Genomic DNA, 16,622 nt, shown 5'->3' with positions numbered 1-16,622 from the left:
CGGATGACCGACATCCTCGTGGTGGCCCTGGCTGTGCTGGCCTTCAGCGTGCTGGCCGGGCGGCTCGGCGGCACCCCAGTCACCATGCCGATGATCTTCACGACCGCGGGGATCCTGCTCGGTCCCGCGCTGCTGGACGTCGTGCGCCTCGACCCCCAGGACGAGCTGGTCAGCGTCCTCGCCGAGGCGACCCTCGTCGTGGTCCTCTTCACCGACGCCTCCCGGCTGGACCTGCGCACGGTGGTCCGCGAGCACAGCATGGCCCTGCGGCTGCTCCTGGTCGGGTTGCCGGCCGCGGTGCTCATCGGGACCGGCGCCGGGTGGCTCCTGCTGCCGGGTCTGCCGCTGGTGGCCCTGGCGGTCCTGGCCGCCACCCTGGCCCCGACCGACGCGGCCCTCGGCCAGTCCTTCGTCGAGAGCCCCTCGGTGCCGAGCCGCATCCGGCAGACCCTCAACGTGGAGAGCGGGCTCAACGACGGGCTGGCCGTGCCCTTCGTCGTCATCCTCATCGACGTGGCGCTGGGCCGGACCGGTTCGTCCGGCGACTACGCCGTGCTCCTCGCCCAGATCGTCGGTCTGGGCTTCCTCGTCGGCGGGCTGAGCGGGTGGCTCGGAGGCCGGCTGCTCCGCTGGGCGCACGACCGCTCGTGGACCACCGCGGCGTCGCTGCGCCTCGGGGTGGTCGCCGTGGCCGGGGTCGCCTACTCCGCGGCGGAGGTGCTCGGCGGCAACGGCTTCGTGGCCGCCTTCGTCGCCGGGGCCGTCGTCGGGGCGACGGCCCGGCCGGTGCTCGAGCACACGACGACCTTCGCCCGGTCCGAGGGCCAGCTGCTGGCCCTGCTGACCTTCCTGCTCTTCGGGGTGGCGATCGTCGGGGACATCCTCGCCGACCTGGAGTGGCGCTACGTCGTCTACGCCCTGGCGAGCCTGCTCGTCGTGCGGATGCTGGCCACGGCGCTCGCCCTGCTCGGCAGCGGGGTGAGCGCCGCGACGGTGCTCTACGTCGGGTGGGCGGGTCCGCGCGGCCTGGCCTCGATCGTCTACGCCGTCCTCGTCGTCACGACCGCGGGGCTGGCCATGGGGGAGGAGATCTTCGTCGTCGCCGGCTGGACCATCCTGCTCAGCGTCTACCTGCACGGCCTCAGCGCGGCCTGGGCCAGCCGGCGCTACGGCGCGAGCGTCGACCGGGCGTCGAAGGAGCGCCCCGAGCACCGGCATACCAGCCACCTGCCGCTGCGGCTGCCGCGCGCGCACCGGCACGGGTGAGCCCTCGGGGCCCGGCCGGCGGCCTCAGAGCGAGGTGGCGGCGAGCTTGACGCCGAAGCCGACGAAGACCGCCCCCACGGCGCCGGTGAGCCCGCCGGCGGTGCGTCGGTGCTGCCGGAAGCCGCGGGCCAGGGCGGTGCCGGCGACGATGAGTGCCCCGAGGTAGAGCATGCTCAGCACCTGCATCGTGGTCGCCAGGACGAGGAAGTCGGCCAGCGGCCGGGCGGAGTCCGGGCGGAGGAACTGCACGAAGAAGGCCACGAAGAAGAGGATCGCCTTGGGGTTGAGCAGGCTGAGCACGAGCGCGGTGGTGAAGGAGCCGCCGGGGCGCGTGGGCACGGGCGCCGGCTCGGCCTCGGCCCGGCCGGGGCGGCGCAGCGCGGCGAGCCCGGCGCGCACGAGGCGCAGCCCGATCCAGGCGAGGTAGGCGGCGCCGAGGTACTTGACCACGCTGAAGACGACCGGGTTGCCGCGCAGCAGCGAGGCGGCGCCGAGGAAGGTGAGGCCCATGAGCACCGCGTCGCCGACGAAGACGCCCAGGGCGGCCGCCCAGCCGCGGCGGACCCCGTTGCGGGCCGCCTCGGAGAGCACGAACATGGAGTTCGGTCCGGGCAGCAGGACGATGAGCAGCGCGGCGACGAAGAACGTCCCGTAGTCAGGGATCCCCAGGAGCACAGGACCAGGGTAGGGCCGGGTGGCCCCTGCGGAAAGTCCCGGACCTCCGGCCTGCGCCGTCGGTCCTGTCCGGCCCCGGACGCTTCTCGCCGGAATAGCGAGCAGGCTGTGGTGTTGACCTCCCCGAGCCCGGTCCGGGCGTCCCGATCCCAGGAGGAGATGGTCATGCGCGCAGCCAGCTACGACACCTACGGCGGCCCCGAGGTCCTCACCGTCGGTGAGCTGCCCGACCCGCCGGTCGGCCCCGACACCGTGCTGGTGCGGGCGAAGGCGACCAGCGTCAACCCCGTCGACTGGAAGGTCCGGGAGGGCTACCTGCAGGGCGCCTTCCCCCACCACCTGCCGATCGTCCCGGGCTGGGACGTCGCCGGCGTCGTCGAGGCCGTGGGGCCGGCCGTGCGCACCGGGCTGCAGGTCGGGGACGAGGTATGGGGCTACGTCCGTCGCGACGACGTCCACGCCGGGACGGCCGCGGAGCTGGTGCCCGCCCCTGAGCGGACCGTGTCGCTCAAGCCCGCCGGACTGAGCTTCGAGGAGGCGGCCTCGGTGCCGCTCGCCGGGCTCACGGCATACCAGGCGCTGACCGAGGCCCTGGCCGTCGGCGAGGGGGACCGCGTGCTCGTGCACGCGGCGTCCGGCGGTGTCGGCCAGTTCGCCGTCCAGATCGCCCGCTCCCTGGGCGCCGAGGTCATCGGCACCGCCTCGCCAGCCAACCACGACCTCGTAGGCGAGCTCGGCGCGACCCACGTCCTCGACCACGGAGCCGGGCCGGTCGGCGAGCAGCTCGGCACCGTCGGCGGACCTGTGGACGCAGTCCTCGACCTCGTCGGCGGCGACGCGATGGCGGACATCTCGGCGCAGGTCAAGGACACCGCCCGGGTCGCCTCGGTCATCGATGCCGAGCAGATGGGCCAGATCGGCGGGCGCTACGTCTTCGTCCGTCCTGAGCGCGCGCACCTCGACGCGCTCGCCGAGCTCGTGGACCGCGGCGAGCTGCGGGTCACCGTGGCCGCCACCTTCGACCTCGACCAGATCGCCGACGCGCACCGTCTCTCCCAGGAGGGCAGCCCGGGCGGCAAGATCGCCGTGCGGATAAATGTTCGCTGAGGAGTCGAGACCCCGGCTATGCGGCCAGACTCTACGATGCGCTCAGCGCCGCACAACCGCCTTCAGGGCGGCCAACTGGAGGCGCTGACGAAGCAAGAAGAGAGCCAACAGGTAGACCGTAGAGCCGCCTGCGACTGCCGCCGCGAGGCTCGACCAGCTCAGCACATCGAACGCTCTTATGATTCCGAGGGGAAGTGCAAAGGCAATCAACGCACTTCCTACTACGAACACCCCTGCCAGACTTTGCGGCGTCATCCCGAGCCATCGCTGGACCTGCAGGTATGCCAATAGGTTCTTGCTAACTATTGCCGCCGCCCAGGCAATGGCGGCGCCCGCTACACCGATCTGAGGAATGAGGAACAGACACAGGGTGAGGTCGACGGCCAGCGCCACGCAAATATTCGCCAGGCTGGCACCACTGTGGCCGGACATGATGAGGAGCGTGTCAAGGGGCCCGGCGATGACCGAGACTGCCATGGCGATGGACATGATGACGACGACCGCCTCGGCCCCACCGCTCTTCGCGTAAGAAGAGCCGAAGAGTCCAAGATAAAGAGGAGCCGATAGGGCCGCTATCGCGTATATGGGTAATGCAAGAGTGCTGCTCCAGGCGGTAGCAATGTGCAGCAGGTTCTGGACGACTGCATTCTCTCGGCGGGCTAGTAGTTTGCTGAACTGCGGAAGCAGGACATTCTGGATGGCCTGGACTACAAATTGGCCGAGGACAACGAAGCGCGTCGCCGCCGTGTAGAGTGCCGCCTCCATCGGCCCCAGCAAAGCGCCTATGATGACGATGTCGGCCCGCTGCAAGACGATTTGCAAGAACCGTGCGACACCACGCAGCCAGGTAAAAGCCCAGAACTCCCGCCAGACCGCCCGAGGCGGCATCCGGTCGAGGTGCATACGCAATGCCCCCCTGCGGTGCAGCATCCTGCGCAACAGGAACAGCGCGGTCAAGGAGGATGCGGCATAAGGGATGGCCCAGGCAGAAACCACGAGGAGAAGTCCTCCGCTGATGGCAGCTACCCCCAAGATCAGGAGGGGCTGCATCAAGGTTCGCATGAACTTGTCGACAAGGACAGTGGTCCGCATCGTTCCTAGCGCACGGGTGCCAGCCAGCCCAAAGTCATTTAGCGCAATGGCCGGGAGCACCAAGGCTAGAAATCGCAACGCCTGGGCACTTTCTGCACGCTCGAGACCCATCGCCAGAGCGAGAGCTTCTGCGCCGAAGAAGAGGGCGGCGGCGAGCGTGACGCTGATGCCCAACACGGGTAGACCAGCCACCCAGACAGCCGTGCGCACATCCCCATGCCGCCCGAGTTCCTCGAACCTCAGGAGGAAGCGCGCGAGCCCGGTGTCTGTCCCCAAGGCCGCAAGTCCGGCCAGGATCAGAATCAGCGAGGTTGCGGCGAAGACAACTCCGGCGAGTTCGGCGTCGAAGAAATTTGTCAATATGAGGACGAGGACAAACTGGCTGCCGGCGGCCACGGCGGCGCCTGCCAGGTTGACTGACCCACCCCGGGCCACTCGCTCAAGATGAGCTTGCGTCGACGGTGTCATCGCAACGATGCGTCGGAGTCCGTTGGACCTGCAAGCGGGGGCTCGCCCGGCTTCCTCCTGAGGTGCCGCGGTTTGATTGGCGGGCGAGACTGCTGGTCGAGGCTTTCCCCGTGGATGTAGACCACGCCGAGAAAACGGCTCGGAAACGTCTGACACTCAGCGACGCATGAGGTCACAGTACGACGGGTTGTGATTCCCTCATGGATCTGTAGCACGAAATAGTCGACGAGGCTGGCCAGGCCCACAGTGCTGACATCGTGCACCTCAAAGGACCGGAAGATCACAACTTTGCCATCTGCTCTGTATTGGCGAAGAAGTTCCACCATTGCCGGAGCCAGGTAGGAATCTTGGCTACCCGGGCCCTCGTTCCCCGCTCCGATGACTTGTAAGTGGCGCGTCGCGAAGGTGGACAGAGCGTCGCGGCTCATGGCACCGTCCAAGATGTCGGAAATACCCTCGACGGTAGCGCCTTGAGCATCAGGGTCCGAAGGTAAGGCAGACGTGACGTCTATCAAGACGGTTGGTATTTCGGCCGCCGCGAAGGCCTGGGCCAGCGCCAGTGCCGTGTTGTCTTCACAAGATTCGCCGGTGGGAGAACTGAGGAGCAAAGAGAAGGACCTGCTATCGGTCATGCTCAGCAGACGGTTTCGAAGCCGACGAGCGCTCTCGCTAGGTTTGTAAGCGGCGAGTGAGGCGTAGTCTGTGACCCGATTCTCGGCCTCAATCTCTCCAAGGAGTTGAATGCCGATCGGTCCGAGGTCGTCCGGTTGATGAATTCTGCCGGCTGCTCTGACAGAGAGCAGCGCGAGACCCAGCGCCGTGACAGTAGCGCCAGTCAAGCCGATGAGACCGAACAGCACCGCGATCGGGATAGGCGGTGGCGCATCAGCGGTGGCAGGGGTCACTACCTCGCCTGGATCCTGGGGGACCGTCTCCAAATCGATCAATCGAGCACGCAGGAGGTCGATCTGCGCTGTCAGTGAGGCAACTTGGTCAGACAAGGAGCCAGCGTCGACAGACCCAGGTTCTAGGTCGCGGAGCTCGACACTGGCTTCTTCCCTCTCTTCAAGTCTTTGTTCGATCTGTTGTTTCACGGAGGACGTCTGGGCGTCCGCTTGCGACTGCGCGCGGACCCTCCGGTACTCAAGAAAGGCTTGCCCGATTACTGAGACCCGCTCAACGGCCTCTTCCTCGGAGTCGCTGACGTATTCAAGGTCAAGGAGTTGCGTGTTCTCGGGAGTGCTAACTGACAACCCTTCGAAAACTTCTTCTGGCTCCAATGTATTTGTGAGACTGTCATTCGCTATCTCAGCCACGGCCATCGAGCGCACCAACTCTGCTTCTGTGCGCATGTTGATCAACTCATCCCCCCTACCAAGTGGGGAGAACGCGTTGCCCTCCAGCGGGTTGATCAGAATTGACATGCTCGCAACCTTGTCATGGCTGCGGCTCACCCCGGCTAGCCATCCGATGGCGCCTCCGAGTAGCCCGCAGACGACAATTGCGATGACATGCCGCTTGACCGCGACCTCGAGTGTCGACACCTTCGGTGCCCTAGATCGGCTTCCAGCCATTACCCGCTTCGTTCATCCTGGCCCCTACTGAGGTGCACGTGTCTCTTCCGGTCGGAACACTACCTACCCGACCACGCGGAGCGGACACCAAGGCCTCGCCCTAGGCGCGAGCACGGCAGACGGCCGGCGGGCACGTTGCCGGCCTGTAGGATCGTCGCATGAGCGGTCGCATCACAGCCAACCATGTGGACTCCGGGCGGTCTTCTCAGGAACTGCATGCGGCCACCAAACGCTCCCATGCCCACGCTGGTGGTGACTCGCGGTGACGACGCAGCACTCAGAGGGCGCCGCCGCGTTAGTCGAAACCCTAGAAACGCTGTTTCCAGGATGTTCCGTCGATGTAGGGTCGCACACCACTGCATCGGCGATGACCTGGACCTTTCTTCCTGATGCGGCATCACCCCGCCTCCTGTTGCCTTCGCGACCACGACGAGCAACCGCCCAAGCGGTACGCCGATTCAGTGCCGCAGTTGAGAAGCGGGAGGCGTTGTTGCGGTGGGGAGCTGGAGTGGGGTTGACGTTGGGTGCTGGTCGCTTCCTCCCGCATTCGGTAGAGGTGACGGACTCGGGGCGGGAGTCGATACTCGACCACTTGGCGGGTGTCTACGGCCGTCAGGTCGCGATCTCGATCGGGGTCGGCACCCCCCGGACCAACCGGAAGCCCGTGCTCGGGGTTTTCGGGCAAGACGGGGCACTCTTGGGATTTGCCAAGGTGGGCGTGGACGAGGGATCTCGTCACGACGTGACTCAAGAGGCGAGAAGTTTCGACCATCTGGAAGGTCGAGTACCGGCGTGCATCATCACCCCGCAACTGCTGGACATGGCATCGTGGGAGGGGCTAACCGTGTTGTCGATGACGGCCCTGCGCACGAAGCCTGGTGTGCCGCGGAAGAGGGACGGCCAGCCGCCACAGGGCCACATGCAGCAGTTCTCAAAGGCTTTTGGCAATGGGCCAACCACTCTTCAGGCCTCCCCCTTTTGGGCATCTGTCCGTAGTGGCGCATCTCGACTGGCAGGCACCCCGTTGGGTCCGCACTTCTCTAGTGCGGTGGCAGCAGTTGAACACTGCGTGGGTGATGTTGTCGTGGAAACCGGAGGTTGGCACGGCGACTGGACTCCGTGGAATATGTCGTGGAACGGGGATCGGCTGGCATTATGGGATTTCGAGCGATTCGATGTGGACGGGCTAGTCGGACTCGACGCCGTCCACTACGCCGTGAGTACCGTCTCCAGAGGCAGAACGCCCACCTTTGACGTCGTGCTCGCCGGCATCGACCTCGCGCGGCGTTCTTTCGTGAATGATGGAACTGACGTTGATGCGCTGGTCACAGCATATCTGGCGGCCATCTCGCTGCGCTACCTCGAGCGATCAACGGGCCTGCGTGGGGAGTTGATCGCGCCGCGGGCCGAGCTGATGCTGGGAGCATTGCAGCGGTGGCTGGACATGCCGCAGGCCGCCGCTGGCCTTGGGTGAGTACCGCGTCGAGGCTGTAGGCTCAGGCCAGCGACGGATCACCAGTGGGCGGCACTTAGAGACCAGCGGAGGTGCAGGGCAGTGCGACCTCTACGTCGAGTTGCTCGAATGGCGCGCATGAGGTTGCCTTCATCTTTCTCGAGAATGCTCCGGCGCGTCGCGCTTCTCTGGGGCGTCGCAACGGTGCGTTGGCGAATGAAGCCAAGTTTTCTCGTTGTGGGGGCACAGAGATCCGGCACGACCAGCCTCTTCCGGTTGCTGGAGACGCATCCGCAAGTCGTCCGGCCAACTCTCGACAAGGGCATCGGGTATTTTGATCTTAACTACTCTCGGCCCTGGTCCTGGTACATCAGCCACTTCCCAATACGGCCCCTCGCTGCCTTGATGCGTGGGACCAAAAGAGTGGTGACTTTCGAGAGTAGCGGTTACTACATGTTCCATCCCCTAGCGCACGAGCGCATCGCAGATGACCTTCCGGGCGTCAAGGTCGTGATGATGCTGCGCAACCCGGTCGACCGGGCGCACTCTGCCCACCGCCACGAGCAGCGTCGCGGCTTCGAGGCGGAAGATTTCGAGACGGCCGTGAGTCTGGAGACCACCCGTCTTGCCGGCGAAGTCGAGCGCATCAAAGATGATCCATACTACGTGAGTTTCGCGCATCAGCACCATGCATATGTCGGCCGAGGAGAATACGCGCAACAAGTCGCCAGGTTGATCGACTCTTGTGGGAGAGAGAATGTATATGTGATCGATGCCGATGCGTTCTTCGACAATCCAGCCGCCGAATTCTCGCAGCTCTGCCGCTGGCTAGGTCTCGACGAGCCTGCCCAGGTGAAAGCTGATGCCTGGAACGCGGCTCCTCGGGCTCCACTCCGGCAAGATTTGCGTCGTCGGCTGGAGGTTCATTTCGAGCCCCACGATGTACGCTTGGAGCACATCCTTGGTCGCACTGTGAGTTGGCGATCAGGTCAGATGCCGGTCAACCAAAAGATCGACGACCCGCCGTGATGCCTGGCCGTCTTCGAAGGTGCAGTAAGTGGCCACAAAATCGCGGTACCGTTCTGAGTGGTCTTTTGCCGCGCTCGGGACGCTGCTCAACACATCGGCCAATTCACCAGTGTTCGTCGTGACCGGGCCTGGTGCCCATGATTCGAAGTCGAAATACAGGCCCCGGACGACATCACGATAGTGCACCAAGTCGGGAGCATGGAGCACTATTGGGCGACCGGAAACGGCGTAATCAAAGATGATAGAAGAATAGTCCGACACAAGGACGTCCGAGGCGAGCATCAGAGCAGACAGGTCGTCGACGCGGCTGACATCACGCACGTCGCCTCGTGACCTTGGCGTGACGGGGGTGGTTACATGTTGATGCATTCGGCTCAATATCACGGTCTTCTCGGGAAGCTGCGAAAGCAGCGTGTCCCAATCGATTAGGCTGGGATGATAGAAGCCGCCACCCTCTAGATGCGCGTCATCGCGCCACGTAGGCGCATAGAGCACGACAAGTTGATCATCTGTCAAGCCCATCCGGTCGCGTGCCAGTTGCCTAACGTGCTCATCGGGGCGGGCGAGAACGTCGTTACGAGGGTAGCCGAACTCTAGGATCTCGCCGTCGAATGCGAAAGCGCCGCGAAATATGTCGGAGACGGCCTTGCTTGGTGACAGCAAATAGTCCCACTTTGCCACATCCCTTCGCATTCGTCTCAGATGCGCCTTCGCTCGACGGTACTTCGGTCTGGATTCGTCCAAGCCAATCACCTTGAGGGGGCTCCCGTGCCACGTTTGCAGGTACGCGACCCGGGGACCCTTGACGTAGTGGCGGGTGACGAGGTCATTGGTGACCAGGACGTCACAGGTGGCTAGATCAGAGAAGTAACGTGCGCTATGACGCGGTACCAGCTTTACGTCCGCGGGGAACGTCACTCCCGGCGATGACACCCACGTCCGCTGAAGTTCCGGTGCTCGATGGCCCAGTGCCTCGGAGATTGCGCGGGGACTATCGCTGTACCGTCCGCGCCAGGACTCGAAGAGGGCAGTCGGACGCGACATCAGTAAGCCACCCATTCCCGTTTCTTGATGGACCTGCTAGCAGTCCTGCGAGATATCGACACACTGCCTGTCTAGATTCCGCGGCCACGTTCATTGGCCCAGTGCATGACTCTTTCCGGGCTGATCAGACCGAGGACGACAGGCAACGTAACCGATGTCCGCTTCTCCAAAGGGTAGAGACGGACGGTTCGCCAGACATCTCGAAGTGCTCTAGACCGATTCCCCATCGCCGCCTCAGCAAATCCGCGTTGGCCATAGAGGCGGGCCAAAGCACGTCGGTCCTTGCTGAAGATCTCGTGTTTGGCGATGAGGTAGTCGATGGCACGTACAATGGTGGCCCAATCCTTGGCGAAAAGAGACTGGCCCCATCGGATCGTCACCAAAGCCTCTTCCACGATAGACACATGACCCGCCTGCAGGAGGCGGATCATAAAGTCATAGTCCTCCGCAAAGCTGCCGGGCAAGGCCTCATCGATCATGCCCAACTCTCCAGTCAGGGCTGCCCGTCGCACCAGAACTGATGATGGGTGGGCTTCCATCCGACGATGCCTGACCACCTGCTGCAGCGTGATGGTGTCGCGGCTTGGAATTCGGACGGACTGCTTTCCGGCATAGTCGATGACAACCCCAGTCGCAGATGCAATTGCTGAGCCCATTTGCTCGATCTGCTTTTCGATCTTCGTGGGGTGCCATATGTCGTCATCGTCGCAGAAGGCGACAAATTCGCCGTTAGAAGCGATAATGCCCGAGTTGCGGGCACCAGCAAGCCCAGGGGATCGTGTGTTCGTAACAGCCCGCACTGCGCGCTGGGGGTTCTCACTTACAATGGAGTCGTCGATGTCAGTCCGATCGAACACGACGATGCATTCGATGCTCCCCTGATACGTCTGCTGACAAACTGCTTGCAGAGCGTTCTTAAGCATCTCCGGCCTGTTTCGCGTCGCGATGACAGCAGAAACTGGAGGGAAGACCATGGCGTCGTCTCCTATGGAGTGGGTTATTGGTCAAATCTCAGGTTGAGTGACGGTGCGAGGGGTCCTGGGCGTCTCTCCTTGACGTGGGTCGGCTAATGCTAGCAGGACGGCTAACGTGAGGGGTCGGTCAGGTTTCCCCGTCCGCTCCGCCTACCCGGCCACCGGTACCCCCGGGCGAGCGGGTCACGGCCGATGCGGGCCAATAGGACGGCGGACAGCATTCCCAGCATGGCTACCGAGACGGTAGGCACCTCTACTTGGCGGCGCACCACTTGGGCACGGCCACCGAGGACGACTTCTCCAGCTTCGGTCGATTCGAGAGCGACCGCGTCGATGCTTTGCTGTAGGTCCCTGATGGTCTCTGCCAGTTCACCCCTGCGGTCGCGGGCGGGGGTCGGTTGTTGTGCCTGCACGAGCTGCTCGCGCAGAGACTGCTCATATTGGTCACGACGCTGGGTGAGTGTCTCCGCCCGGGTGTTCAGGTAGGCGTCAGCCAAAGAGGCGGCGAGCAACTCTGATCGGTGTGGGAGGACGTCGAGGACTGTAACGCTGAGAATATCGGTGCTTGTAGCCGCCGTGACCTTGATATTCGCGCGGAGATCGTCCTCCGACACCTCGGGAAAATCCTGCAGGACGGCGTTGAGGGTCCGAGTGGAGACGACGATCGCTGCCTCAGTATCGATGGTGGATCTTTCGGGTACCTGCAACTCGGACTCTGGAAGCAAGGAGGTGGCAGGTGGGTAAAGAAGGATGCGGACGGTCGAGGCGTACTGCGGTGGGTGTTGCAATCCCAGTATGACGCCGATACCCCCACCCACGGTGGCAAGCAAGAGTATCAGAGGGTAGTGTTTTCGAAGCGGCACAATCGCTGACGCAAGGGAATGCACAGTTGTGTTGGGAGCGAGATTGTCCCTGCTTTCCGAGAAGTCATCCGTGACGTTAAATGCCGTTCCTTGATCTCTCACCATAAGCCCGATGCTCAACATGAGAACATACAAAGGGAAACCGAGGGTGTCATAGATGAGCATCTGGAGTGCAAAAAAGCCAAGAAGACATATGCCCAGCACTTCGGCAGTGTTTCGAGAACGTATGTGCCGTATCGCAACCTGGAGGAAGAAGGCGAGGAAGAAGAACGCTCCGAGAAGCCCTTGGGTGAAGATGACCATCCAGAGGTGGCCTTGAGTGCCGAGCGGCGGGACTCTGCAGGCTGGGCACTCGGGTGTCGCACCCCCAGCTATCGAGGCGAAACTGCCCTGCACGTCGCGCGTGTTGCCGAATCCGACCACCGGGGATCCCTCAACGGTGCTCCGCACCGTTTGCATGAGAAGTGTGGACCGTCGATCGTTACTGTGCTGGTTGTCAAGACGGTCGATCAGTAGATCGTTCAGTGGACTAGCCAGGAAGACGAGTGACCCGATAGCCGCTAAAACGACGAACGCGACGAGAGGGATGAGTTGCCCGCGGCGGGCCAGCTGAACAGCTGCGTAGATTGCGCCGACGATGAGGCACATCCAAAGGCCGCGGTTCAGAGAACTGACCACCGGGATTGTGGATAGGGCCAGGATGATCAGTGCAGCGGGCCGACGCCAGCCCGCGTTTCTCCCGAGCCAAGACACCACGAAGAAGGGGAGGCATAGAGCAAACATGGCCCCCCAGGTATTCGCATATGGAAATGGTGCGACGGGTCGTGGTTGTGGGTATCCTAGGAAGTCCTGAATGCTTGCGACGCTGGGGTGGATCAGAGTGTTGACGAATCCATTGGAGCTGACGCCTCGGGGAAGAGCGAGTTCTAGCGCAGAGCGGATTTCCAGGTTGGGGGCCAGCACGCCCAGCATGCCGCCAGCCCAGACGATGACGAACATCCACCCTAGCAGCCGACTGATTGATCCGGTGGGTAACTCAGTCTGGGGGCGGTTAATCACCCAGAGCATGACCACGGTAGCCGCCAAGTACCACGAAGTCCGGAAAGCGAAGACAAGCAAGCGCGACGGGCTGCCTCCGGGCACGGCCCCTGGCGCGTCGACGCCGAGCATGAGTCCGCTGGCCAACACGAAAACCAGAAAGATCAACCATAGGCCGAATCCGGGCGGAACCTTGAGGTTGGGTATACGCCTCAATTGCCACGCCATTGGGACGGCGAGAAGGATGGGGATGGTAGAGGCAAGACCAAAGAGCCACCACACGGGAAAGCCGGCGACAATGGCATAAAGTGGCCAGTTGTCGCCCAACCTCAGGAAGCGTGAGCTGAGCTGGGGGGCGTGGCCGCTCGCCTCGTCCTGTAAAGGGTGTCGTTTAGTTGGGGCCTGCTTCACCGCGGTTGACGTATGCACGACCCTTCCTCGCAACTCACGCGCCGATCTGCGTCGATAGCGGAGCGTCCGCCCGTCGCGTCCTCGATGGTAGACCAGCCGCTCGCGCCGGACGTGCCACCACGTCTGATCTACGCCGGTGGTGGTGCACGTCGCTCCTCTGGTGGCGACGCGAAGCTGGATCAAGCAAGCCATTGCGGTGCAGGGCTGTCCTCTGCCAAACTTCTGCTGTTGCCGTGAGTATGCGCCTCTCTTCCGTGACCGAGCGCGCCGTGATCTTGCGGATCTGAGCAGAGGGTAGAGGCACAGTGACGATTGGTAAAGTTGCAGGTGGGGAGGCGGGAGCCATCTGGCCCCGCGGTGTGCTGGCACGAGTCGTAGTAGCAGCCATGCTGCTGGCGACTGCGTTGGCTGGCTCAGGAGCCGTTGGACTGGCGCCCGCTCGAGCGGTCTCCTCGGCACCGCAGGTGGGACAACTCGTATCCACCACCCCGGTCGCCGGCACGCCTCACGTACTGGATGGCTACGTCAGGTCCTTTGCCCAGGTTGGGGACGTGATGGTGGCCGGAGGAAACTTCAGCCGGGTCAGAGAGTACGACTCGACCACTGAGGTCGAACGTTCGTTCCTGTTCGCTTTCGATCGCAGCAGTGGTCAAATCAAGAGCTTCGCACCTACGTTCAACGGCGAAGTCTTCCAGGTCCTTAGCTCTGGGGATGGTCAGAACGTCTGGGTGGTCGGTGGGTTCTCTTCTGTCAACGGGCAGACCGAGCGCAGTATCGTGAAGATGAACGTGCACACAGGCGAGGTCGTGTCCTCCTTCGATCCGCCAGCCTTTGACGGTCGTATCCACACCATCGCGCTACGAAACGGTCTCCTGTACGTAACCGGGCGCTTCCTGCACGTCGGGGATCGGACGCAAACCCTTTTGGCGGCTCTAGACCCACAGACCGGTGCGGTCGATCCAGGTGTCACTATCGAGTTCGCGGAGCCCCGCCGCGATGGTCACCTGGCCATCAGCGGCAGCGACATCACTCCAGACGGTTCCACCATGGTGGTCATCGGAAACTTCCAGCGCGTAGGAGGCCTCCCGAGGACACAAATCGCCATGCTTGACCTCAGCAGCGGTGGGGTGGCTGTCAGCGACTGGCAGACCAATCGGTACGGAGACGGGTGCTCCAGCTCGTTCCTGAGCTACATGCGGGCTGTTGAATTCTCGCCAGACGGGTCTTACTTCGCTGTTGCCACCACCGGTGCCTACAGCAGCACATACCAGTGCGACACGGTGGCACGTTGGGACACCGCTGACCGGGGTACCTCGCTCAACCCCGCCTGGACGAACTACACCGGTGGAGATACCTTGACAGCTCTGGCGGTCACAGAGACGGCCGTTTACACGGGTGGGCACCAGCGTCGGATGAACAACCCTTTTGCTGCCGACCGCGTGGGGCCGGGGGCGATCACCCGCGAGGGCCTGAGCGCTCACGATCCACGCAGTGGGGCGGTCCTTCCCTGGGATGCGAAGCGCACGCGTGGGTACGGAGTCTACGGGTTCCTTGTCACACCGGATGGGATCTGGGTGGGTAGCGACACCGACCGAATCGGCAACTGGCACTACCGGGCACGCCTAGCCTTGATGCCGCTCGCAGGTGGCCAGCCCGTGTCTGCTGACTACACGGGACACCTCCCGACCCAGACCGTCACCGTGACGGACTCGGGGCTCACAAAGCGGAATTTCACCGGCTCGTCAGTGACGGGGTCGTCGGTCGTGGCCACTCCAGATTGGGCTGGAGTGCGCGGTGCCTTCATGCTCAACGGCTATCTGTACACGGGTAGGTCGGATGGAACGTTCCGTAAGCAGACTTACGATGGATCGACCTACGGCGAATTGGAGAATGTTCCTCTCGCCTGGGTCCCGGATGCGCAGACCGCCTCGTTGAACAGATTTAGTACTCAGGATCTGCAGGGTTCACAGCAGGTCACGGCCATGTTTTACGATGATGTGACGGGAAGAATCTACTTCACGAAGGCCGGGCAGAATCAGTTGTACTACCGCTTCTTCTCGCGGTACGGAGAGGTGGTGGGCGCGGAGCGCCAGATTGGGCCAGGTGCTATTCCAGGGCTTAACTGGTCCCAGGTTCGCGGAGCTTTTCTGGTCGATGATCACCTTTACACATCGGACGCGGAAGGTCGACTCTTCCGTTGGGACTGGAGCGTGGACGGTGGACCCGCAGACAACCGCAACCTCTCTCCCGCTGCCTACTCAGGGACACCTGTTGTAGGCACTGGAACTCAAGTCAGTGGGCCTGGAGTTGACGGTGAGATGTGGGCGGGTCGGGACACCTTTGTCTATGCCGGAGCCGAGCCCCCTAATGAGGTGCCGGTGGCGTCGTTTGATGTGGCGTGTGAGGGTGCTGTCTGTGATTTCGATGCTGGGGCGTCGAGCGATTCGGACGGTGAGATCGCGCGTTATGCCTGGGACTTCGGGGACGGGACGTCGGCTGGTGCTGGTGAGGTGGTGTCTCACACGTATGCCGTGGGTGGCAGCTACGAGGTGACCTTGGTGGTGACTGATGATCGAGGTGAGAGTGCTACGGTCAGCCAGCAGGTGAGTGTGGATGTTCCTAATGTGGAACCGACTGCTGAGCTGACGGTCGGGTGTTCAGGGTTGGACTGCGATTTTGATGGGTCGGGTTCTGTCGATTCGGACGGTCAGATTGTCGACTATCTTTGGGACTTCGGCGATGAGAGCGAGGGAAGCGCGGGTGTCTCGACGAGTCATACGTATGCCGAACCGGGTCAGTACACGGTTGCGTTGACCGTCGTCGATGACCGTGGGGGGGAGAGCACGGTCACCGAGGACGTGCGCGTGGTCGATCCCGAACAGACGGCGGTGGTGTCGTTCCGGGATGTGACAAGTTCGAACGGGAACACTCGTAATGCTCAGGTGACTGTCCCGGGCTCGGTGGAGGCCGGTGACACGATGGTTCTCGTGGCGACGCTGAATTCTGACTCGAGGTCGTTGACCGGACCGGAAGGGTGGACGCTGCTGAAGCAGGAGAGCGACCCGACGGCGTCGGCCATGACGGCGGCATGGGTCCGGACCGCAGGGGAGAACGATGCCGGTTCCGAGGTGAGTGTCGCGTTGTCGGCATACACCAAGACGTCTCTGCAGTTGGTGGCTTACGCCGACGCGGCCGGCGTGGGCGAGGTGGTTCAGGCCTTTGACACCGAGTCAGGGACGCAGCGAACTACACCGGTCGTCGATGTGACTGTGCCTGGTTCCACGGTTGTGAGCGTGTGGGGCAACAAGTCGAGCGTGAACACCACCTGGGAGATCTCCTCCCCAGCGACGTTGCGCGATCTGAGCGTGGGTGACGGGTCGGGGCACATCCTTCAGGCGATCGCGGACTCGGGGCCCTTGGGCGTAGGACCAGCGGGTGGTTTGACCGCGGAAACGGAGTCGGCTGACCGTCGCGGCATCTTGTGGTCCATCGTGATCCCACCTGTTCAGAGTGGGCTCTGAGGTGGGCCCCTCAATGCGCTGCCTCGGTCTCGCATTGGCGACGGGTCTTTCCTTTGGGGTGACTGGCTGCACTGGCGCGGATGTCGGGTCTTCGGGGTCCGCGACGG

The 16,622-nt window shown here is 63.2% G+C and carries 11 protein-coding genes; 5 read left to right on the top strand and 6 right to left on the bottom strand.

The features are described from left to right. Positions 1–3 precede the first annotated feature (3 nt). The gene (locus AVL62_RS04140; protein WP_058890411.1) at positions 4–1,266 is read left to right on the top strand and encodes a cation:proton antiporter; all 1,263 of its coding nucleotides are present in this window, start codon (positions 4–6) and stop codon (positions 1,264–1,266) included. A gap of 24 nt (positions 1,267–1,290) precedes the next feature. On the opposite strand, the gene leuE is transcribed toward AVL62_RS04140, so the two are convergent. Further along, entirely contained in the window at positions 1,291–1,941 is a 651-nt protein-coding gene (gene leuE, locus AVL62_RS04135) for a leucine efflux protein LeuE (RefSeq protein ID WP_058890410.1), read from the bottom strand. Between the two features lie 165 nt (positions 1,942–2,106). Between leuE and AVL62_RS04130 the strand changes: the two genes are divergently transcribed. After that, positions 2,107–3,048 carry an NADP-dependent oxidoreductase gene (locus tag AVL62_RS04130; RefSeq protein ID WP_058890454.1) on the top strand — a complete coding sequence of 314 codons (942 nt, stop codon included), beginning with the start codon at positions 2,107–2,109 and terminating at the stop codon, positions 3,046–3,048. 42 nt (positions 3,049–3,090) lie between these two features. On the opposite strand, the gene AVL62_RS04125 is transcribed toward AVL62_RS04130, so the two are convergent. Further along, positions 3,091–4,608: an oligosaccharide flippase family protein gene (locus AVL62_RS04125; RefSeq protein ID WP_083518676.1), complete on the bottom strand. Its 1,518-nt coding sequence runs from the start codon at positions 4,606–4,608 to the stop codon at positions 3,091–3,093. After that, entirely contained in the window at positions 4,605–6,152 is a 1,548-nt protein-coding gene (locus AVL62_RS04120) for a hypothetical protein (RefSeq protein WP_153011661.1), read from the bottom strand. The genes AVL62_RS04125 and AVL62_RS04120 overlap by 4 nt, the downstream gene beginning before the upstream one ends. Before the next feature lie 622 nt (positions 6,153–6,774). Here AVL62_RS04120 and AVL62_RS16950 point away from each other — a divergent pair. Together AVL62_RS16950 and AVL62_RS16505 are read left to right on the top strand one after the other, a co-directional pair. Further along, complete coding sequence (locus AVL62_RS16950) at positions 6,775–7,656, top strand: hypothetical protein (protein WP_153011660.1); 882 nt, start codon at positions 6,775–6,777, stop codon at positions 7,654–7,656. Between the two features lie 144 nt (positions 7,657–7,800). Then, positions 7,801–8,664, top strand: coding sequence for a sulfotransferase domain-containing protein (locus tag AVL62_RS16505; protein WP_161937833.1), 864 nt, complete (start codon positions 7,801–7,803; stop codon positions 8,662–8,664). Here the strand turns inward: AVL62_RS16505 and AVL62_RS04105 are convergent. The 3 genes from AVL62_RS04105 to AVL62_RS16945 all read right to left on the bottom strand — a co-directional run bounded on the left by AVL62_RS04105 (position 8,620) and on the right by AVL62_RS16945 (position 12,910). After that, positions 8,620–9,708, bottom strand: coding sequence for a CDP-glycerol glycerophosphotransferase family protein (locus tag AVL62_RS04105; RefSeq protein WP_235585527.1), 1,089 nt, complete (start codon positions 9,706–9,708; stop codon positions 8,620–8,622). The genes AVL62_RS16505 and AVL62_RS04105 overlap by 45 nt on opposite strands. A 71-nt stretch (positions 9,709–9,779) precedes the next feature. Continuing rightward, positions 9,780–10,682, bottom strand: coding sequence for a glycosyltransferase family 2 protein (locus tag AVL62_RS16500; protein ID WP_083518673.1), 903 nt, complete (start codon positions 10,680–10,682; stop codon positions 9,780–9,782). Positions 10,683–10,792: 110 nt separating this feature from the next. After that, positions 10,793–12,910, bottom strand: a complete 2,118-nt coding sequence (locus AVL62_RS16945) for a hypothetical protein (RefSeq protein ID WP_161937832.1) — start codon at positions 12,908–12,910, stop codon at positions 10,793–10,795. A gap of 638 nt (positions 12,911–13,548) precedes the next feature. Here AVL62_RS16945 and AVL62_RS18035 point away from each other — a divergent pair. Further along, complete coding sequence (locus AVL62_RS18035) at positions 13,549–16,515, top strand: PKD domain-containing protein (RefSeq protein WP_268793631.1); 2,967 nt, start codon at positions 13,549–13,551, stop codon at positions 16,513–16,515. Positions 16,516–16,622: the final 107 nt, after the last annotated feature.

Source organism: Serinicoccus chungangensis, from assembly GCF_001483745.1.
In the GTDB taxonomy this organism is placed as follows: Bacteria; Actinomycetota; Actinomycetes; order Actinomycetales; family Dermatophilaceae; genus Ornithinicoccus; species Ornithinicoccus chungangensis_A.
Note: the sequence above shows the minus strand (reverse complement) of the source record. Positions and strands in the feature narration are given on the sequence as shown.